Here is a 19,821-nt window from a genome sequence, read left to right on the forward strand (position 1 = left end):
GAAATACTGTTTGTAGTCATATAAAGGTTTCAACGTTATTGAGTGCTAAAATCGTAGTGTTTCTTTTGCAAGGTTTAGTTCTTGAGCTTTTTCTTGAAGTACCAGTTTTACAGATTCAGGTAAGTGAGTGTATTTGTCAGGATGAAAATCTTTGATCTTTAACCTATAAGCTCTACGCATTTCTTCGATAGTAGCTCCTTCTAACAAACCAAGAATCTTTAATGCTTTTAGATTATCAGAAGCTTCTGTAGGTTTGTCTTGGTTTTTAAGGGTTTCAAAACCAGAGTAAACATCCTCTAATATTTCATTGCTAATGCCCATTAATTTGCTCAGATTTTTAATCTCTGCTAGACCTTTTTCTATATGCAACCATTTTCCTGACTCTAGGTTATTGATTATTATCCGAGCTGATGCATAGAAAACAGTATTCTTGTCATTAGTAGTATTTGCTCTATTATTGAAATCCTTAACACATTCTCTCAAATCTATTGAAGTACCTGATAAGATTTTCATTTGATTTTTTAAAAAATCTCGTTCTTCTGGATTGCTTTCTATGTGATTTGAAAAAACATTTTTGATAACTTTGATATTGTCTTTGGACCAAGATTTTGAATCATTAGAATCACCTTTTTTTATGGAGTAGTAAGCCAAGATTTTTATTGTAGGAATGAACCATTCCATAAGTAAAAAAGAGCTAGAGCTTATACGAATTTCCTCTTGAGATTTGAGTTTATCGAGAATAACGCCATCCTTTAAAAGCGTAATATTAAACTCTAAGGTGATATCTTTATTTCTAGGCAAAATTAAAGCATTGATAGGCACACTTATTGAGTAAGGACCATTATTATCGTTATTGCGAGCACCAGTTATAAAGTTGCCTTCTTCATCATTAAAAATATCATAATAACTTTTTACATTTTGTCCCTGATAAGCAAGTTCAAGAATAACAACTTCTGTTCCATAAGGAATAGTATCCATACTTAAGTGTAGATACTTGCCCTCTAGCTTCGTAGTGTAGGAATAGTTTCTAGTGGCAGTATTATCTGAAACACTTTCATCATCATTTGACAAAGCACCTATTATGAAAAAAACAGCAACTAAAATTATTATATAAATCATATCTATTTGCTTACTTTAGTTATTAATTTTTATTGGAATTTTTTCTTACATTTGTACTAAAATTTTTGCTTTGTATATATAGTTTGAAATAAAAAAGGTGCAAGTATTATCACATGCTACTAGAATTAATGCTCTGTGCTTGCTGGACCTACGCAGATAGAAATTGCTAAAAACTCATTTGAGTAGCAGTGTATGCTTTTAAAAGTTGGGTAACTATAAATTTCTAATTATTTAGGTTAGATTTTATCAAGGTTAAAATCTTAAAAATATAGTGTAGCTCAACACTTGTTATTTCTAAGCCGGGTTATTATGATAGCGCGTATCGAAATAATCAACTACTAAATAAATCAAGTGTTTAGATGTATTTATTTAAGGTTTGTCGACACTATAGTGAATCATTAACCCTGACAACCTACCAACCACAAAGCACCGCGGCTTTGTTTGCTTAATTGCGGCGTAGTCAGCGGCGCAGCTGTCGTGCGTGACATGCCATATGAGCCAGATGAATTATCTAAACTGATTCCGGCGCTCGCGAGTAGGGCGGATAATAACTGAAATTTCACCGCATAGTTCATATTTTGTGCATGCTCATGGACGAGGCTGGACGTTACCATGCCGATAACTTCGCCAGTCGGCAGTAATAAAGGGCTGCCACTAGAGCCTGGCTGAATAGGCGCAGTAAATTGCAGATAGCGAATATCATCGCCAAACCCTGTCAGTCCTGAGATGCAGCCTTGCGTTACTTGTAATTGGCTACTCAATCCTGATAACGGAAATCCCAAGGTGGTGATGGTTTCACCTAAATTATCAGTACAACGCTGTGCTAAGGGTAAATAACTTGGCAGTGGCTCACTTACTCTAATAATGGCTGAATCACTACCAATATCGCTGAGCACCACTTGCGCTTCACGATCAGGCTGCCCTTGCTGACGCACACCAATCATCGCCGCCGATTCAATGACATGATAACAAGTCAGTAAATGATAGGGATCGATAGCAAACGCTGTCCCTGTCCAAGTTTCACCAGATTGAACTTGTCTGGGCGGACGTGCGTCACTGTTAGGATAACCTTGCTGCTGTGCACGCTGGGCATCTTGGATAAGGGCATGCGTATCTGGCGGACGCACATCAAGGCTAACTTGTACATGATGCTCAAGACTTGCCAGTCCTTGCGTGGAGCTTTCACCAAGGGCACGGCATTTAAATTGTCCATTGCGTCGGTATATCTCTAATATGATCGCCGCTTTAACATGGCGTTCACTTGCGGTAAATTCATAACGAATATCGCCCTCATTGAGTGTTAAGCTTACCTTGCTCAATTCAACGGCAGGTAAGTTTAGGCTTGGCTCATGATAAACATAAGCAATCAGTTGTAAAAAGCTTGCACCTTGTTTATCAAACAATGCAGGCAAATCCAATTGCCATGCATTTGGATCATCTTTGCTATTGAGCTGCGCCCATTCCTTCTGTTCATGAAGATAAGCAGGACTACAAGCGGCTTTTCGATGCTCATCCAAAGGCAGCCATAGTAGCCCAAGCTGCTCGCCAAACTTTGACTGATCTGTCGTTGCAAAGGCGACCGAACAATTCGCTGTCGCGATGACCGTATTTGCCCCTAACACTAACGTGGTTTGTGCTGTCATCGTTTGCCTCTTAGTGAATATATTCGGTTGTCATGGATGTATTATTGTCGATTCGTTGCCGTCAGCTTTTTATATTATTATTTTGACTTATTCAGTGATGTCTTCTTCAACCTTTACACCGACCATAATAGAGCGTACTTGGCAGGGGGTTATTTGTTGCGCGATATCAGCCAGTATCGGTTTATCGGTTAAGCCTAGCCAATAAGCAAATCCAACTTGGGTTAAATCCACACCGCTGTGGGTGGTGTAATCAATGCCACCAGAAGGGCGGCTATTAATCTCAAGCACACGGTGCTGACCGTCATCATCAGCTTTGGTTTGGACACTGACGATGCCATCGCAGCCAAAGGCTTTTATGAGTGGAATGACGACATCCATGACCACTTGCTCGTAGCCGATATGCTGGATTTTTCCTGTTTTATAGCGGGTGACAGCAGCCAATACTTCGCCATATTCACAGACGACATCGATAGAGTACTCTTGCCCTGACAAATAAGGCATTAGCAGCATGGGAATTGGGCGTTCCTGCACCATGACACTGTTTGCATAGGCATTAATAAATTGCGTGGTATTGATTTTTTTATCTTCAGTAAAATATAAATGCTCAAAGCTATCGTACTGTTCCCCATCATTTTTTGCTAAATCTAGTCGCCAAAACCCTTGAGCGAAAATACCCGTAACCGGTTTGACGCATAATGGTTGGTGACCGTACGTAGCAAGTAATGCTTCAAGCTCTGCGACATTATCAAAGCGCCACGCCTCGGCAACGGGAATATCATGCTCATGACACTGCTGCATAAAGGCAAACTTATCATCTATTACTTCTAACGCTGCCACACTCGCTGCACCCGTCAATAAACGAATGCCAGCCGCGTCAAACGCCTCACGCTGGGCTTCGTAATCAATACCATTGCGTCCAGTGAGCAATACTTTTACGTTGTTTTTCTGCGCTTGTTCTAACACAAACTGCCAACGCGGCATCAATGGCTCAACAGATTCCAGCACTACTTGCTCATCGTTATCTGCGTTGCTAGTAGAAGGCTCGAGGTAAACGCTGTCAGCAAATTCGAAAATCTCAGGTCTATTGTGGCGGTGTGAAGCGATAATGTTAAACGGAGTATCAGCGTGATTTTTTAGGGTTTGCAGGCTGGCTAACATATCACGCTGGCTTGACTGACCTTCAGCTAACCAAACGGCAGGTGACGCGGCAGTTGATGTTTTATGATCGTTATCGTTAGCAGGGGTTTTCATAATTCTCTCAGCATTATCGTAGGTTTTAGATATAATTGAATAATTCACTATCGTCATCGCAACACCATCAGGAATATAAGCAAGCCGTAATATTGCTAATAGTAGGGGCTATTATATACAAATGCTAAGCGTTATAAATGCTGCTGACAAAATAGCATGAAGGATTTGTAAAAATATTTTTTAGGGTCATTGGCATGTTATTGAACGGTCGTATGCTTTAAAAGTCAGCGGCCATCCATGCTACTATATGACAATTATTAGCATAACAAACACACGCACATAATAAATAATTAAAAGGATGTATGATGAGCCAAATCCAACCTCAACAACTGATTGCTGGTGCCAATGCGCCACTGCCAACAGATCATATTAGCATTCGTATTTTAAGCCAAAGTGCGGTCGATTGCGCGGCATATCGCCTGACAACTGACGGTAAAGTACGCGGTGATGGCGACATGATATTTTATGGGCAGACACGTAGCGATGATGACAGTGTGAGTTTCCGTGGTCATGATAGCGATGGGTTTTTTGATATTAATTTACCGGCGCAGCCTGCAAATATCGAGAAGATAGCATTAGCATTTTCTAGTGCGCAGCCGCTTGCACAAGTTGGTGATGTCGATATTCAGGTATTGCAAGGCAGCCAAGTGCTGATGACTTGCCAACTAAGTGCAGCCGGACGTAATGAAAAAGCCATTATTTTAGCGGAATGTTATCGTCGCCAAGGTAGCTGGAAGTTTCGTTTTATCGCCCAAGGTTTTGAAGGGGGGCTGAAGCCTTTGTCTGAGCATTTTGGTGTAGAGATTGCTGATGAAGCGCCCGCTCAAAGCCCTGTACAAGACCAGTCAAAAGGTCAAGCTCAGCCCATCAATACGCAGAAGGCAGGTAGTGCACCTCAAACAAGCACGCCGCCGCCAATTCCTACAGCTTCTCCAAATCCGTCAATTAACCTAAGCAAAATCACTTTAACCAAAAATCAGTCTAGCATCAACCTAAAGAAACGTGATGACTTTGGTAAAATCTCTGTTAACTTGAACTGGAACCAAAATCCGACTGCTAATCAGCAAGCACCCAAAAAAGGCTTGCTAGGCGATCTTTTCAAACAACATAAAGCGGGCGGTATTGACCTTGATGTTGGGGCGATGATTCATCTAAAAAATGGTGAAAAAACCTTGATTCAGGCCTTGGGCAATCGCTTTGGTAGCTTAACATCAGCGCCTTACGTTTGTTTGCGTGCTGATGATAGAACGGGACAGGTGAGCGGCGGTGAGTGGCTAGATATTAACGGTCAGCAGTGGTCGCAGATAGAAGAGGTGTTTATTTTCGCCTTTATCTATGAAGGCGCACCAAACTGGGCACAGACCGATGGTGTCGTGACCATTCATGTGCCCGACCAACCCCCGATTGAGACACGTTTGACAGAAGGTACAGGTAATTTGCCAATGTGTGCGATTGCGCGTCTGGTCAATCAGCAAGGTAGTATTAACGTTGAACGTATTAACCAATATTTTAAAGGGCATCAAGAGATGGATAAAGCCTTTAACTGGGGCTTTAGCTGGAAGCGAGGGAGTAAGTAACAGCTTTAAAAATATTCTTTAGCACACGTAAAAAAACAGCCCATCTAATCGTAGATGGGCTGTTTTTTCTCAATAACGTTGCTTCAATGGCTCATTTTAACGGATGAACGCTAATCCAACTAAAGCTTTGAATCCTTTACGCATGCGGCGTGATGGCAGGCATTAAGTCATGGAAAGTACGACCAGAAGCCGTTTCACCAATCGCATGCATTTTCCACTCGTTATTATGACGATATACTTTTGCCATAATCATCGCGGTATGCCCACCTTGCGCTGATAAATTGTAGCGCGCGACTTCCTGATTGTTATTGGCATTGACGATACGACAAAATGCATTTTCTACCGTTTCAAAGGTTTGACCAGTGAAACTATTGACCGTAAATACTAGAGAGACGACATTGGCAGGGATTTTTGAAAGATCGACATTGATAACTTCGTCGTCACCATCGCCGTCACCAGTGCGGTTATCACCAGTATGGACGATACTGCCATCTTTTGATTTCAGCTGACTGAACCAAATCGCATCGATGGCTTGTTTATTGGTATCAAACATGATGCACGAGGCATCTAAGTCAATCGAGTCACCGCCGCTACCACCACCGAATAATTTGCCCAAGAACCCACCTTTTTTGTCTTGAGGGTTTTGAGCAACGTCCCAGCCTAGACCCAGTTTTACTTGGGTAAGCTCGCCGCCAGCTTCTTTGCTTAGGGAGATTTTCTGACCTTTTTGTAAACTAACTGCCATGTGATATTCCTTATACTACAGTGTTATAGTAATTGTGAGTAGAGGGTTAAATAAAGTCTATGATGACGAGGAGTCGTTGTAACATACAGCTTTAAAAACATAATAATAGCTATAAGATATTGCCAAGCAAACTGTTACTGCCGCCGCGACCGCCTGAGCTAGTCCCTAAGACGCTTTGTAGCCAGCCTTGGTAACTATCACGATTACGAGAGCAGATAATGACTTTGCCTGAGCCTGAGAAGTTTAAAACCATACCTTCGCCACTGGTGACCGAATTGATAATATTGCCCATGAAGCCTTTTTTCTTACTGGTGGCGACTGACAGTTTGTATTCCAAACGCGAGTCCCAACAGACCACATGACCGTTATCAATAATGACGTCTTTACCAGGTTCAACATCAATCTCAAACAATGAGCCAAAACCCGATACCACTACCTGACCTTGACCTTGCGTCTGCATCACCATAAAGCCACCAGTATCACCAAAGACGGCGCCACCTAGATTACGTTGAATCTTAGCCTTCACATCGACGCCCGTTTGCGCCGCGACAAATGCGCCGTCACTGAGCGTATATTGCTGCGCACCGCAATCAATGATTTGCATATCACCGTCGAGCGTTGGCGCAAGTAAACAATCGCCTTCACCGTTCACGGCTTCAATCTGCTGTTGAAATAGTGACTCGTCGTTGGCAAAACGGCGCATAAGTGATTGCATTAGACCGCCTTGCAGCTTACCTTTTAGCTCAAGGTTTGATTCCATCATCACCATTGCATTGGCTTCACAATAGATGGAGTCGCCTTTTTTGAGGTTACAATGAAGAAATGGTTCAATGGTACCGATCAAGCTAAACGTGGCGGTCATAGGGTGCGAATCCTTATATCAGTATTCTATATGTTTGTAAGTCATGTCTGTAAGTCGGCTTAACCATAGATTTTCGCTAGCCTATTACTTTTAAAGCCATCAAATGCGATAGTAGGGCACACTTGATGGCTTTTCGGGCTTATATTATTAGCGCTAAATGTTAGTCAGCTCTTAAACATTAACGCCATAAGAAGCCGCTAATGGTCCAAGACCACCGCTGAAGCCTTGACCGACGGCACGGAATTTCCAGTCACCACTATGGCGATATAATTCACCAAAAATCATCGCGGTTTCGGTGCTACCGTCTTCTGATAAGTCATAACGTGCGATTTCAGCATCGCCATTGTCGTTAACGACACGGATGTAAGCGTCACCCACTTGACCAAAGTTTTGATTGCGGCTTTGACCTTCATAAATAATCGCACAGATAGCGACTTTGCTTACGTCAGCTGGAATGCTAGCAAGATTGATTTTGATTTTTTCATCATCGCCGTCGCCTTCACCAGTACGGTTATCACCTGTGTGCTCAACCGCGCCATTGTCTGACTTTAAGTTGTTAAAGAAGATGAAATCTTGGTCATTACGTACTTTACCTGCTTCATTGACCAAAAAGCCAATTGCATCTAAGTCAAACTCTTGACCGTCAGTAGCACGTGGATCCCAGCCAAGACCGACTGTAATATTGGTTAAACCCGGCGCTTCTTTTGATAAGTTTACGTTGCCGCCTTTTGTTAAGCTAATAGCCATATAAATATCCTTTTAATTAATAATTGAGTGGATTGAATGATAAAAAAAATAAACTAAAATAGTGCAGTGGTCGATATATAAATGCAAACAATGAATAAATTTACTCGTATGCCACGCCCTGCATATCATTACGATTTACTATACTAAGCGATTGCTTACTAAGCAAGGCGTATTTTGTGTGATTACGATATGATTACTAAGGGACATATCAATGCTGCAAGTCTGATACTTTTTAACCGTCCGAGCAACAGTCGTTAAGGTGTTGTTATCAAAAAGTAAATTAGATCGTCAGGCAGTGCAACATAAAAAAGCACTTATTCAACGGGTATCAAATAAGTGCTTTAAAGCAAAAACGGGTCATACCAACTGCTTTGGTACAACCCGTCTATTTTTAAACTAACTTTATCTATCCACTTTATACTATTTGATATTAAAAATTTTTGCTTGGGTTCTTAACATCGAACGAGCATCAAGTAATTGATTTGGCTTCTCGCTTACGATAATTGAGTGAAGCGACAAACGCCCAACCAATAAAGGTAATACCAATCAGACCAGTGATAAGCTCTGGTACATGGAATTTCACTGATAGCAGCATGATGATAGCTAAAGCACCGATAGCATAATGCGCGCCATGCTCCAGATAGACATATTCATCAAGGGTGCCTTTATCGACTAAGAAGATAGTCATCGAACGTACGAACATCGCACCAATAGCCAGACCTAGCATAATAACGATCACGTCATTAGTAATCGCAAATGCGCCAATCACACCGTCGAAACTGAATGAGGCATCAAGGACTTCTAGATATAAGAAACCGATAATACCACCTTTCATAATCGCGCTAGTTGCAGCACCAGTACTGTTACCTTGAGCGTCTAGTTCTTCTTCAAGATCACCCTCTAACATACCAGAGACCACTTGTACGCCAAGATAAACTAAGATGCCCCATACGCCAGCGATTAGGACCGCAGCTGATTGCTCAGGCTTGGCAAATGATACGGCAATCATCAAGACGATAAGCGCGACAAACACGCTCATGGCATCGACTTTGCCTAATTTTGCCAGACGGCTCTCAAGCCAATCGAACCAGTGTACTTCTTTTTCATCAAAGATGAAGTTTAAGAAGACAAGCAACAAGAAAATACCACCAAATGCTGAGATTTCGGCATGATGCGCCAATAGTCTGGCTGAGTATTCTTTAGGGTCGTTCAATGCCAAATCGATTACTTGCATCATACCAAGGTCGGCAGTAACAGCGACGATGACAATAGGGAATACCAAACGCATACCAAAGACGGCGATTAAAATACCCACCGTTAAAAATATCTTTTTCCAAAACTCGTCCCAGCCTTTAAGGACTGAGGCGTTGACCACCGCATTATCAAACGATAATGAAATCTCCATGACGGCCAAAATAGCAGTAATAGATAGGGTGGTTATCATACCGCCCATACCGCCATGTGAATATCCCCACCATGCCGCGACCGCTAGGGCGATGGCGGTGAAAATAAAGTCTAAATAAAAATGTCTCATGACACATCCTGTCTGGTTGCATAAAGCTAAGGTCGGCCTACTATAGGCACAAACCACAAAAAAAGCGGTTATCGCTAACCACTTTTTTTGCATAATTCTAAACGAAACATAAAGCATTACTAGTCATTTAGCTATGAATAATTGTGACTATTTTGCAACCATATTTTACAGCCATTATCATTGCTAATGGTGAGTACAAATAGAGGGCTAATACCTGCTTTATATTTTGAGTTTAATGGTCATATAGTAGTCTAAGCATGAATAAGTTATCACATTAGATAACAACGCCATACTGTTGACACATGGCTTGCAAGCCGCCTGAATAGCCTTGACCAACGGCACGGAATTTCCACTCACCGTTGTGACGATAGACTTCGCCAAATACCATTGCCGTTTCAACAGAGTAATCTTCTGCCAAATCAAAACGTACGACTTCAGTGCCTGTCTCTTCATTCACGACACGAATAAAGGCATTGGCAACTTGACCAAAGTTTTGACTACGAGCCGCCGCATCATGAATAGTAACAGTGACGACAATTTTATCCACATCAGCTGGGACTTGAGTCAGATTTACTTTGACGACTTCATCATCGCCATCACCTTCGCCAGTGCGGTTATCACCAGTATGCTCAACCGCGCCATTATCAGACTTAAGTTGGTTATAGAAAATGAAGTCATGGTCGCCGCGTACTTTACCTGCCGTATTCAGTAAAAACACACTGGCATCAAGATCAAACTCAGCACCAGAAGTTGCGCGTTCATCCCAACCAAGACCAATCAGTAACTTGGTTAAATTTGGGTCAGTCTTGGTGAGCGATAAGTTACCGCCTTTATTAAGTGATAATGCCATGGGATTGTCCTTATTATTAAAGTAAAAGGTTATTAGAGTAGGGAGAGGGGCAATATTAAAGCAATAGCAATGCAAGCTATCAGACGTAAGCTAAAGTAGCAAAATTGATAGTGGGATTGAACTGGTTGAAAAATTATATAGTCAAGGAATTTTAGAATCGCTACAAGGCGACCGACCGCAGATAGTACACTGAGTACATCTAGGGCGGGTAACACCGTAGCGGTTTAAAAGTGCTCTGACTATAGCTGCAAAACTATTGCTTAATGACGCTCTATCATAACAACAAAAAATGACCCAATCAAAGCCGATTGGGTCATTGTTATGTGTACGATCAGACTGACCATAAAAGTTGGCGTCTAAATGCGGTGGTTAACCTTTAAATCCATCCATAAACCTAAATTATCAGCCCTGACGATGACGAATCTCAAAACTTTGATGAATGGGCTTTTTAATATCAAAATCAAAACCAATGGTTTTTTGGGTGATATCAATAATTTCATAACGCTCAGTTAGTTGCTCATCGAGCTCAAAGCGGGTAAAGTTATTTGAAAAATATAAAATCCCGTCAGAGGTCAAGCGGTTCATCGCACGATTAATGAGGGCAGAGTGGTCGCGCTGCACATCAAAGGTACCTTGGAACTTTTTCGAATTTGAAAAAGTCGGTGGATCGATAAAGATGACATCAAATTGTTCAGTATTGTCTTTAATCCATTCAAAGATATCAGCTGCGACGAATTGATATTTATTGCGGCTAACGTCCAGACCATTTAATACAAAGTTTTGCTTACCCCAGTCTAGATAGTTCTGTGACAAGTCAACGCTGGTGACTCTTTTCGCGCCAGCAAGCGCTGCATGTACACTTGCCGTACACGTATAAGCAAATAAGTTCAGTACGGATTTATTACGACTGTTGTCTTTGATACGGGCACGCATATTACGGTGATCAATGAACAAACCCGTATCTAAATAGTCCGTAAAGTTGACGTAAAAATAAGCACCATCTTCACGTGCAACATGAAATTTACCACGCTTTTCTGTGGTGTTCTGTTTGCTATATTGGTCATTACCAGACTGGCGTGCACGAGTCTTGATAAATATTTGTTCACGGTTAATACCAAAAACTTCACGAATACCCATTAATGCCAAGTTAAAGCGTTTTTTAGCCGTCTCAGGTGGAATGGTTTTTGGTGGCGCATATTCTTGCACGTGCACATAGTCGCCATATAAATCGACGGCGACTTTGAAGTCGGGCAAGTCCGCATTGTAAACGCGCAAATTACTAACCTTATCTTTTTTAGCCAACTTCTTCAGCTTGGACAGGTTTTTTTGCAAGCGGTTGATAAAGTCTTGTCCCTCTTCCACTTCAATCTCACGTTTTTCGAAGCGACTAACGAGATTGCCAGTTTGTCCCGCAATCAACGTGCCATAGCGGAAATAAACGGTGATAGCACCATTATGACAGCGTAAGGTTTTTGGTTCTTTGATAGGTAAGATATCAACTTGCTCAACATTAGATGCTAATATGCCAAGCATTGGATCGATGCCGCTACCAGCAAAGCTGTCTTGCAAAATAAGCCCAATCGCTTGGTACAATGGCTTAATCATCTCTTCGTCACCCAAACGCTCACCATAAGGTGGGTTGGTGATGATTAGAGGATTGCTCAATCGACCGTCATCGACCAATGGCTTCAGGACAGTGCTCAGCTGGTCAAGCGCACGCGTCTCAAGATCGAGTAGTGGTAGTAAATCTTGCAAACCTGCGGCAATCAAGTTTTTCTCTGTCGCTAAAATCGCGCCGCTATCGGCATCAAAACCCAAAATCAGCGGTAATGTATCTGGTTGCTCATTAGCAATTGCTAAGGCTTCGCGAAAACGTGTCTGGGCATCATCGATCATCTGTTGCCATAACGTATCATCATGATGCTGCCATTGGTAAAAACCAAATTGATTGGCGGCTTTATCGATACCCACAGCATAATCGCAATGCATGAGTAGTGCTTCAATGATAAAGGTGCCAGACCCACACATTGGATCAATTAGCGCATTATAAAAAGGTGCATTACCAGCTTCATTTTTCTTGTGCCAGCCTGCACTATATAGTAGAGCCGCTGCCAAGTTTTCTTTGAGTGGCGCTTCAGTCATTGCCACACGATAACCACGGCGATGCAAACTGGTACCTGATAAATCCAAATACAGCTCAGCTTGCTTATCATTCACGGTTGCAAATATAGAAAAGTCTGGATTTTTACTATCGACGTTAGGACGGCTGTCGTAAACTTCATTGAACGTATCTGCAATCGCATCTTTGATACGTAGCATCGCAAACTGTTGACTGACGGCGACACGCTTGTCGACCGACAGACGAATGGCAAAGGTTTGCTCTAAACTAAACTGCTCAATCCAATTGACCGATTTTGCCAAGCCATAAAGTTGCTCAGCCACATCGTATTCGGCATTGATGTTTTTGCGTTTAATGAGCATTAATACCCGCGAGGCGACACGTGACCACAAACAAATGCTATATAAGTCACGCAAAGTACCAGTAACTGCCAGACGGCCTGTACTTTTGATTTCGCTTGCAATACCAAAACTTGTCAGCTCAGTTTGTAGTGGTGCCTCAAGCCCATCGGCACAGGTGATAATAAGGTCAAGCGACAATTCTGGTGAAGCTGCTGTTAGAGATGCGGGCGCGGTTGTTTCGGTCATACGGATACCTGTGGGCTAAATTGATAAGTAATGCACATCATAAAATAAGATGTTTAACCGCCAATTTTACCATAATTCAGGGCAGGATGGTTTAAAGTGGTGGTGTTTATCAAAGAGAGATTCAGCAGCGCTACCTTTCACAAAATCATGCTTATCATATTGAGGATTAAAACCTTAAGCCTAAAAATTGTGGAATAAATTGTCCAAGGGATAAATAATATAATGAGCTTATTTATCCGCTTTGCTCAGTGGTGGTGTTTCTGATACGACCTGCGTTGTAGTCGCAAAGGGTTTAGTGGCAATAGGATAATCCACGTCCTTTGGCATAAGCAGACGCATATGAGGATAAGGAGTAGAAATATTAGCGGCATCAAAGGCACGCTTGATATCTTCTTTTAGACCTTCTTTAATTTTGGGCATGCGAGCGACAGCGGCAGGCTTGACCCAAAAACGCACGATAAAGAACACTCCATACTCACCAATTTCATCCACGGTGGCCGAGGTTTCAGGACGGCTGAGTACCACATCGGTGTCAGTAAGCACCTGCAAAATTTCCTTGCGAGCAGTATCGATATCATCTTCAAAGGCGATACGCACACGAATATCGAAACGTATGAAGTTCTTGGAGGTTAAATTGGTCACCTCAGAGGAGGCAACGTTAGAGTTGGGAATAATGACGGTGATGTTGTCTCGCGTCAAAATATGGGTGGTGCGTAACGCAATGAGTACGACGCGACCCTCGTTGTCATTGATATGAATCCAGTCACCAACCTGAAAAGATTGTTCGAGTAAAATGGTAATACCTGCAATGAAATTAGCAAGCGTTGACTGGGCAGCAAAACCGACTGCCAAGCCCACAATCCCTAAACCTGCGACCAATGAGACGATATCGAAACCAAATTGCGCCATGACGCTGGCAAGTCCGAGTACCAATAGCAGCACTGACAAGATGTTTTGAAGCAGCTGCTCTATAGAAGCATTGAGACCATAATGCTGTAACACCTTATGGATAATCTGTCCAGATGACGCCCAAAGTACATAATAAATACCCGCCCATGTACTGGCTTTTGCAGTGGCTTTGATAGTCTCTGGCTCAAAGTAAATCTGGCTCATAATGGCAATCAAGCTGGCAACTATCCAGATATAACGCAAGACTGAACGGACAATCTTAGTACGGCGCTCATTCAGGCGGATTTTTGTCCTACTTTGCTTAAGGATGTAAATGGCAAGCCAATAAAAAAATCCCAACACTGCCAGCAGTATTAGGATTTTGATGGCAGTACTAGCGAGCTCTACCGCTTGAGACGACCAATCAAGTGACTCTTCATCGACAGAGCCACCAAGCGCAAGGTAGAGGCTAGTATGCAGGTCACGAACAATCTCTTTAAAAAAATCAGTAATACTAGCGATTGCCATTTTTTGGTCCATGCAGAGTTTTTAAAGTACCTCAAGTCGTCAGTGCTACCAAACACAACATGAGTGATGATTAATACGACACATCCTTGTTTTGAAAGTGTAGCTGAGCTGATGCTTAAAAGCTATCTTCCTGTGTGTCTTGGTACTGATAAGGTATTGCCATTTTGTGTTGAACATCGCGTAACGCGGTACGTAAGCCCTCTAATATCGTAGGATGATAAAAAGGCGTATCGAGCATGGCCTTAACACTCAAATCATTGGTAATCGCTGCCGCTAGAATGTGCCCAATATACTCGGCATCAGGACCCACCATACTAGCGCCTAAGATTCTATCAGTTTTTTTACAGCCATAGATATGTAGCAGGCCACAGTTGACGCCCATCACGCGACTACGTCCTTGATTGTCGAAGCTGACACTACCGATGACATATTCTAAGCTTGTATCCTGCTGAATGTCTGGTAGAGACATGCCGACGTTAACGATTTGCGGTGAGCAAAACACAATCGAGAAGGGCGTGGCGGGCGGGCGAATATGAGCGGCGTCTTCATTCTCGCAGACCATACTTCCAGCGCTATAGCCTTCATCGCTGGCCACATGCAATAGTGGGAGATTGGCGTTGGCATCACCAACGATATAGACATCTAAATCACCAATCTGACCTGTTTTTTTATTCAAGTGCTTTGGACGATTTTTGTCGTCAAGCTCAACGCCTAAGTGTTCAACTCCCAGCGGCTTGATATTATTGCGGCGACCAGTCGCAACCAGTACATACTCACCTTGCCATTGTTGCGACTCTCCAGCACTGTCTTCATAATCGATGAACGCGGCTGAATGGTCATTATCCGTGGCTGTTTGCACGCCGACATCGTTGATTTTGCTACCCAAATGCATGGTCAGTTCGCGGCTTAAGCAATCGATAGCTTTGTGATTGATATCATCGTCTTTGAGGCCTGCAACACGTTTGACACGATTAAACAAAGTTACTTCTACGCCTAAGCGTTTAAAGGCTTGCGCAAGCTCTAATCCGATAGCACCTGTACCGACGACGGCCATTGTTTTTGGTAAATTTGTGAGCTCAAAGATCGTATCAGAGGTGAGCATGGCGTCACCAAGCTTATCTGCCCAGCCATCTGGAATAAATGGAGAGCTGCCTGTGGCGATAATGATTTTGTCAGCGGCAATCAGCGCATCATTGACTTCAATGAATCCTTGGTTATTGATATGAGCGCGTCCTGAGATTTTTTTGTGATCAGGCCAGCTATCTACTTGAGCTTTGACGTAGCTAGCAAAATGAGCACGCTCGTCTCGAACGCGTTGCATGACTTGCTTGCCATCTATCTGGACAGTGGCATGGACGCCAAATTCAGCAGAGTGATTGGCTTCATACGCGCGATCAGCGGCGGCAATCAATAGTTTGCTTGGCATACAGCCGACCGCAATACAAGTGGTCGTCCAGAATCCGTCATTAATAATAACAACATCATCATGGATTTTACTGGCTTGACGAAAAGCATTTTGCCCAGCAGTACCTGCACCGATAATGGCAACAGATACTTTGCGAGTAGCTTTGGATACTGTGTTATCCGCTGCTGTATCGGATTGTTTATTCATATTATTCTCAAGTTATAAGATGTTTAGTATTCAGGACTATTTTTTAGATAATTTTTTTAAGAGATTCCTCTGATAAGAGATTGCTCTAAAAGATAGTCATTCAAAAACGACTTTCAGCCTCTGATATCCAGCGTTTATCGTAATGATTATTAGCGTCTATTTTAAAATGCTTTTTTATGACTCTTAGTTTTATTGGTTAAGGTTCTAAGGTTTCAAGCAAACGTTCAGTGTAGCCTTTGGCACGTAAATTTCGCTGAGCATGGGTCAGCTCGCCATCTTTGTTAAAAACGAATGCTGAGCGGACCAGTCCTAACGTTATTTTGCCGTACATGTTTTTTTCTTTAATAACGTCAAAGGATTGGCATAATTTTTCGTCAGTATCGCTGATAAGGGCAATGTTTAAATCATATTTGGTGATGAATTTCTCGTGAGATTCAACACTATCACGTGAGACGCCGATAATGTCATAGCCTAAATCATCAAACTCATGGAGATGAGCAGTAAATTCGGTTGCTTGAGTGATACAGCCTGGCGTACTGTCTTTTGGATAAAAGTACAGAATAAGCCCTTTATCAGTATTGGCAATCATCTCTTGGAGATTGATTTCATCATGGATAAAGTTGCCGGCAAGCTTTCGTACTATCGTCACTGGAAAGTCAGGTAAGGTTAGGTTTTCTGTGGTTGGTTTTGCCATTATAAAATCCTTATTCATTTTTGTTTATATCAGTACTTATGTCAGTGCTTATGTCGATTGGTAATCTATGCTGTGTGCTTATTATAAGCAGATTAGCAGCGATTCATAATCAGTTTTACACTTTGCGCCTGTATTGACAACAAAAAAGACTGGCAATAGCCAGTCTTTTATATATCAAACGAGATGTGTATTATGCTGGTTTTTGTGGCTGTTTTAAATCTAAGCCAACAGTGCATTGCTGCAAATCTTTTTGCATTTTTTTGACGTAAGGCAGTCCAGACGGATCTTTTTTGTCTTGGGCATAGCTCTCAATTTCCCACATCTGACCGATGGTCATGTTGCTACGCACGCCAATAGTGCAATTGCATAGTTTGGTCGCATCGCCTTTGTCAGCGACTTTATATTTGACCGCACCATTAACGCAGGTATTGATGTTATTTTGCTTAATATCGGCAGCGTTTGCTTGTGGCATCACAAAAATGGCAGCTAAAGCTAGGGGTAATAATGGCAACAACTTCATAAATATCCTCTTACGGGTAACATCAATTTTCTAAATTTTGTACTCAAAGTCAAGCAAAAGTACTCATAGTTCGTTGATTAATGTGGTTACTTATATCTTGTGATAAATGCAATCGCTCATACCATAACAAGTATGTGAGTTAAAATACAACGGCGGCGTGCTGTGTTAATGCAAGCGAATGTTTCGCTACTGTTGATTGCTATCACGCTTTCATGCAAGTGCAATTCTATCATTAACTAAGACTGATAATGGGTTGGGTCAGTGATGCCAGCCTGAGCAAATCCTTGACGGCGTAAGGCACAGCTATCACATACACCGCAAGCAAGACCTTGTGCATCGGCTTGGTAGCAAGATATGGTTTGCCCATAGTCGACGCCCAATGACAATCCAAGCTCAATGGTTTTTGCTTTTGACAGTTGCTGTAATGGCGTTTGAATGGATAAGTGATGACCGGTAACGCCCGCTTTGGTGGCAAGATTGGCCATATGCTCGAAGGCGGCAATATACTCTGGACGACAGTCGGGATAGCCTGAGTAATCGACTGAGCTAACGCCAATGACGATATGATTGGCATCGGTCACTTCAGCAACGGCTAGCGCATAAGACAAAAATATCGTATTACGCGCAGGCACATAGGTGTTGGGAATAGCGTCGTTATCGATCTCATCACGCTTTTTATTAGGGAACTTATCCGTATCGCCATCAGGAACAATCATACTGTGATCTGTCAGCGAAGAGCCACCAAGCTGAGCGATATCAATATCAATAATCCTGTGATTGACCTCGGCAGTCTCAGCGATGGCTTTTGCCGCGACCAGCTCACTATTGTGGCGTTGACCATAGTTAAAACTGACCGCAGTCACCGACGCATAACGTGCCTTGGCCCAATACAAACAAGTCACCGAATCAAGCCCGCCTGACAGTAGCACAACGGCATTTTGGCTTTTATGCAGAGCATTTAAGTCAGTATCGAAGGCTTGATTATTAGAGGCGCTTTGCGAAGTAACATTAGTCATAGTGGTATCTATTATTGGTTTGCGAAATGGGTTTGCGAAAAACGCCTATTTTAGCAAAAATACGCGCATTACAGAACCACGGAGCCATTATAAATACGATATGAAACCTTAATCAGCTCAAAAGAGAAATTTATTCATAAAAGTGTGGAGCTATCAGCAGTGCTATGGTCGAATGTTCATCATGCCCTAAGCTAAGCCATAAAAAAGACTGAATATTTAATCTGATAGTTTAATCTGATCTTTTCAATCTGTTAGCAAATTTTGTTATAATCGCTGCTTTTAGAGCCACTGTGCTATTACTTCCTTGCTAAAGGCTTTATCCTTCCATTTTTTAGCAAAATTCCCTTGTAAAGATATTGAGTAACTTATGACCGCAGCAACCTTGTTTACGCCACAAATTACGCCTGAAATCGATGATATGTCAGCTGATACAGGTTTGGATAATCATGCTTGGGACACTGATGGTGATAGTATGGAATATGAGGATGTTGCTGACGATCATACAAATGAAAACAGTATCGCCGCTGCACCGTCAACGTCTACTGAATCAGCAGAGTTCCGTAAACTACAAAAGAAGCTGCGTAGACAAGTCTCTTGGGCAATTCGTGACTTTAATATGATCGAAGACGGCGATGTGGTGATGGTCTGTGTTTCAGGTGGTAAAGACAGCTATACCTTGCTGGATATTTTACTATTACTCAAGCGTATCGCCCCGATTAACTTTGATATCGTCGCGGTCAATCTCGATCAAAAGCAACCCGGTTACCCTGAAGATATTTTGCCAGCGTATCTGAACGAGCAGGGTATTGCTCACTATATCTTAGAAAAAGACACTTATAGTATTGTTAAGAGCGTGGTGCCAGAAGGCAAAACTTATTGCTCGGCGTGTTCACGTCTGCGCCGCGGCTCGTTATATGGTTTTGCTAAGCAGATTGGCGCAACCAAAATTGCACTGGGTCATCATCGCGATGATATGTTGGCGACTTTCTTTTTGAATTTATTTCATGGCGGCACTCTTAAATCGATGCCACCGAAATTGCTCAGTGACGACAAGCAAAACCTACTTATTCGTCCACTGGCTTATGTCGAAGAAAAAGACATCATTGAATATGCTCGCTTAAAAGAATTTCCAATTATTCCATGCAACTTATGTGGCAGCCAAACCAACTTACAAAGAGCCATTATCAACGATATGTTGCGGGAATGGGATAATGCTCATCCGCAGCGTTTGGCCTCTATTTTTAAAGCCATGCAAAACGTGGCACCGTCGCAACTAGCAGACCGTGAATTGTTTGATTTTGAGCAGTTAAGTCTTGATCGTGATGATAATGAACGTTTGTTTGAAGGAGATAACATCCAAGCTGGGCAGACCGAGAGCTTGGCTGAAATTGGCTTACCTGTATCGCCAAAAACTCAAGCGTTCAATCCGAAGTTCGATAGTAAGCTGCTTTCGACAGAGTCTGATAATTCAGCAGAAAACAAGCATACGAATCAGAAGATTCCAACAATAAATCCTGTTATTTAACGAT

General features: G+C 42.3%; 16 protein-coding genes. 2 read left to right on the forward strand and 14 right to left on the reverse strand.

The genetic code is table 11. The features are described 5' to 3' along the window. Positions 1–45: 45 nt before the first annotated feature. The 3 genes from ACI2JM_RS11535 to ACI2JM_RS11545 form a co-directional block, all read right to left on the reverse strand. Positions 46–1,119 (reverse strand): J domain-containing protein, encoded by a 1,074-nt coding sequence (locus tag ACI2JM_RS11535; RefSeq protein ID WP_404644310.1) that lies wholly within the window; start codon positions 1,117–1,119, stop codon positions 46–48. A gap of 398 nt (positions 1,120–1,517) precedes the next feature. Continuing rightward, positions 1,518–2,762, reverse strand: coding sequence for a trypsin-like peptidase domain-containing protein (locus ACI2JM_RS11540; protein WP_404644312.1), 1,245 nt, complete (start codon positions 2,760–2,762; stop codon positions 1,518–1,520). Between the two features lie 87 nt (positions 2,763–2,849). After that, the gene (locus ACI2JM_RS11545; protein ID WP_404644314.1) at positions 2,850–4,013 is read right to left on the reverse strand and encodes an ATP-grasp domain-containing protein; all 1,164 of its coding nucleotides are present in this window, start codon (positions 4,011–4,013) and stop codon (positions 2,850–2,852) included. A gap of 305 nt (positions 4,014–4,318) precedes the next feature. Here ACI2JM_RS11545 and ACI2JM_RS11550 point away from each other — a divergent pair, with 305 nt between their 5' ends. After that, positions 4,319–5,590 (forward strand): TerD family protein, encoded by a 1,272-nt coding sequence (locus ACI2JM_RS11550; RefSeq protein WP_404644316.1) that lies wholly within the window; start codon positions 4,319–4,321, stop codon positions 5,588–5,590. A 136-nt stretch (positions 5,591–5,726) separates the two neighbouring features. Here ACI2JM_RS11550 and ACI2JM_RS11555 read toward each other — a convergent pair whose 3' ends face one another. From ACI2JM_RS11555 to queC, 11 genes are all read right to left on the reverse strand, one after another. Continuing rightward, positions 5,727–6,335, reverse strand: a complete 609-nt coding sequence (locus tag ACI2JM_RS11555) for a TerD family protein (RefSeq protein WP_045445366.1) — start codon at positions 6,333–6,335, stop codon at positions 5,727–5,729. Between the two features lie 109 nt (positions 6,336–6,444). Continuing rightward, complete coding sequence (locus tag ACI2JM_RS11560; protein WP_045451333.1) at positions 6,445–7,197, reverse strand: TIGR00266 family protein; 753 nt, start codon at positions 7,195–7,197, stop codon at positions 6,445–6,447. Between the two features lie 171 nt (positions 7,198–7,368). After that, positions 7,369–7,944, reverse strand: a complete 576-nt coding sequence (locus tag ACI2JM_RS11565) for a TerD family protein (RefSeq protein ID WP_045445372.1) — start codon at positions 7,942–7,944, stop codon at positions 7,369–7,371. A gap of 469 nt (positions 7,945–8,413) precedes the next feature. Then, positions 8,414–9,478 (reverse strand): DUF475 domain-containing protein, encoded by a 1,065-nt coding sequence (locus ACI2JM_RS11570; protein ID WP_045445375.1) that lies wholly within the window; start codon positions 9,476–9,478, stop codon positions 8,414–8,416. Positions 9,479–9,752: 274 nt separating this feature from the next. Then, complete coding sequence (locus ACI2JM_RS11575; RefSeq protein ID WP_055123872.1) at positions 9,753–10,328, reverse strand: TerD family protein; 576 nt, start codon at positions 10,326–10,328, stop codon at positions 9,753–9,755. Between the two features lie 402 nt (positions 10,329–10,730). Further along, on the reverse strand, positions 10,731–13,034 hold the full coding sequence (gene rlmKL, locus ACI2JM_RS11580) for a bifunctional 23S rRNA (guanine(2069)-N(7))-methyltransferase RlmK/23S rRNA (guanine(2445)-N(2))-methyltransferase RlmL (protein ID WP_404644319.1): 2,304 nt from the start codon (positions 13,032–13,034) through the stop codon (positions 10,731–10,733). Between the two features lie 228 nt (positions 13,035–13,262). Next, on the reverse strand, positions 13,263–14,450 hold the full coding sequence (locus tag ACI2JM_RS11585) for a mechanosensitive ion channel family protein (protein WP_296241338.1): 1,188 nt from the start codon (positions 14,448–14,450) through the stop codon (positions 13,263–13,265). A gap of 115 nt (positions 14,451–14,565) precedes the next feature. Further along, entirely contained in the window at positions 14,566–16,062 is a 1,497-nt protein-coding gene (locus ACI2JM_RS11590; RefSeq protein WP_404644321.1) for a dihydrolipoyl dehydrogenase, read from the reverse strand. 196 nt (positions 16,063–16,258) lie between these two features. Further along, positions 16,259–16,756 carry a peroxiredoxin gene (locus ACI2JM_RS11595; RefSeq protein ID WP_404644323.1) on the reverse strand — a complete coding sequence of 166 codons (498 nt, stop codon included), beginning with the start codon at positions 16,754–16,756 and terminating at the stop codon, positions 16,259–16,261. A gap of 190 nt (positions 16,757–16,946) precedes the next feature. Continuing rightward, positions 16,947–17,276, reverse strand: a complete 330-nt coding sequence (locus ACI2JM_RS11600; protein ID WP_045445384.1) for a hypothetical protein — start codon at positions 17,274–17,276, stop codon at positions 16,947–16,949. A 236-nt stretch (positions 17,277–17,512) separates the two neighbouring features. Beyond that, positions 17,513–18,229: a 7-cyano-7-deazaguanine synthase QueC gene (gene queC / locus ACI2JM_RS11605; RefSeq protein WP_167541684.1), complete on the reverse strand. Its 717-nt coding sequence runs from the start codon at positions 18,227–18,229 to the stop codon at positions 17,513–17,515. 430 nt (positions 18,230–18,659) lie between these two features. Here queC and ttcA point away from each other — a divergent pair, with 430 nt between their 5' ends. Continuing rightward, positions 18,660–19,817: a tRNA 2-thiocytidine(32) synthetase TtcA gene (gene ttcA / locus ACI2JM_RS11610; protein WP_404644325.1), complete on the forward strand. Its 1,158-nt coding sequence runs from the start codon at positions 18,660–18,662 to the stop codon at positions 19,815–19,817. Positions 19,818–19,821: the final 4 nt, after the last annotated feature.

The sequence above is a fragment of the Psychrobacter sp. NPDC064578 genome (assembly GCF_044901245.1).
GTDB lineage: Bacteria > Pseudomonadota > Gammaproteobacteria > Pseudomonadales > Moraxellaceae > Psychrobacter > Psychrobacter cibarius_C.

What these genes read in the sequence shown, in the direction of transcription:
- rlmKL (WP_404644319.1), bottom strand. Translation starts at nt 13,034, where the DNA reads ATGACCGAAACAACCGCGCCCGCATCTCTAACAGCAGCTTCACCAGAA.
- ACI2JM_RS11565 (WP_045445372.1), bottom strand. Translation starts at nt 7,944, where the DNA reads ATGGCTATTAGCTTAACAAAAGGCGGCAACGTAAACTTATCAAAAGAA.
- ACI2JM_RS11600 (WP_045445384.1), bottom strand. Translation starts at nt 17,276, where the DNA reads ATGAAGTTGTTGCCATTATTACCCCTAGCTTTAGCTGCCATTTTTGTG.
- ttcA (WP_404644325.1), top strand. Translation starts at nt 18,660, where the DNA reads ATGACCGCAGCAACCTTGTTTACGCCACAAATTACGCCTGAAATCGAT.
- ACI2JM_RS11570 (WP_045445375.1), bottom strand. Translation starts at nt 9,478, where the DNA reads ATGAGACATTTTTATTTAGACTTTATTTTCACCGCCATCGCCCTAGCG.
- ACI2JM_RS11590 (WP_404644321.1), bottom strand. Translation starts at nt 16,062, where the DNA reads ATGAATAAACAATCCGATACAGCAGCGGATAACACAGTATCCAAAGCT.
- ACI2JM_RS11550 (WP_404644316.1), top strand. Translation starts at nt 4,319, where the DNA reads ATGAGCCAAATCCAACCTCAACAACTGATTGCTGGTGCCAATGCGCCA.
- ACI2JM_RS11540 (WP_404644312.1), bottom strand. Translation starts at nt 2,762, where the DNA reads ATGACAGCACAAACCACGTTAGTGTTAGGGGCAAATACGGTCATCGCG.
- ACI2JM_RS11575 (WP_055123872.1), bottom strand. Translation starts at nt 10,328, where the DNA reads ATGGCATTATCACTTAATAAAGGCGGTAACTTATCGCTCACCAAGACT.
- ACI2JM_RS11555 (WP_045445366.1), bottom strand. Translation starts at nt 6,335, where the DNA reads ATGGCAGTTAGTTTACAAAAAGGTCAGAAAATCTCCCTAAGCAAAGAA.
- ACI2JM_RS11585 (WP_296241338.1), bottom strand. Translation starts at nt 14,450, where the DNA reads ATGGCAATCGCTAGTATTACTGATTTTTTTAAAGAGATTGTTCGTGAC.
- ACI2JM_RS11535 (WP_404644310.1), bottom strand. Translation starts at nt 1,119, where the DNA reads ATGATTTATATAATAATTTTAGTTGCTGTTTTTTTCATAATAGGTGCT.
- ACI2JM_RS11560 (WP_045451333.1), bottom strand. Translation starts at nt 7,197, where the DNA reads ATGACCGCCACGTTTAGCTTGATCGGTACCATTGAACCATTTCTTCAT.
- ACI2JM_RS11595 (WP_404644323.1), bottom strand. Translation starts at nt 16,756, where the DNA reads ATGGCAAAACCAACCACAGAAAACCTAACCTTACCTGACTTTCCAGTG.
- ACI2JM_RS11545 (WP_404644314.1), bottom strand. Translation starts at nt 4,013, where the DNA reads ATGAAAACCCCTGCTAACGATAACGATCATAAAACATCAACTGCCGCG.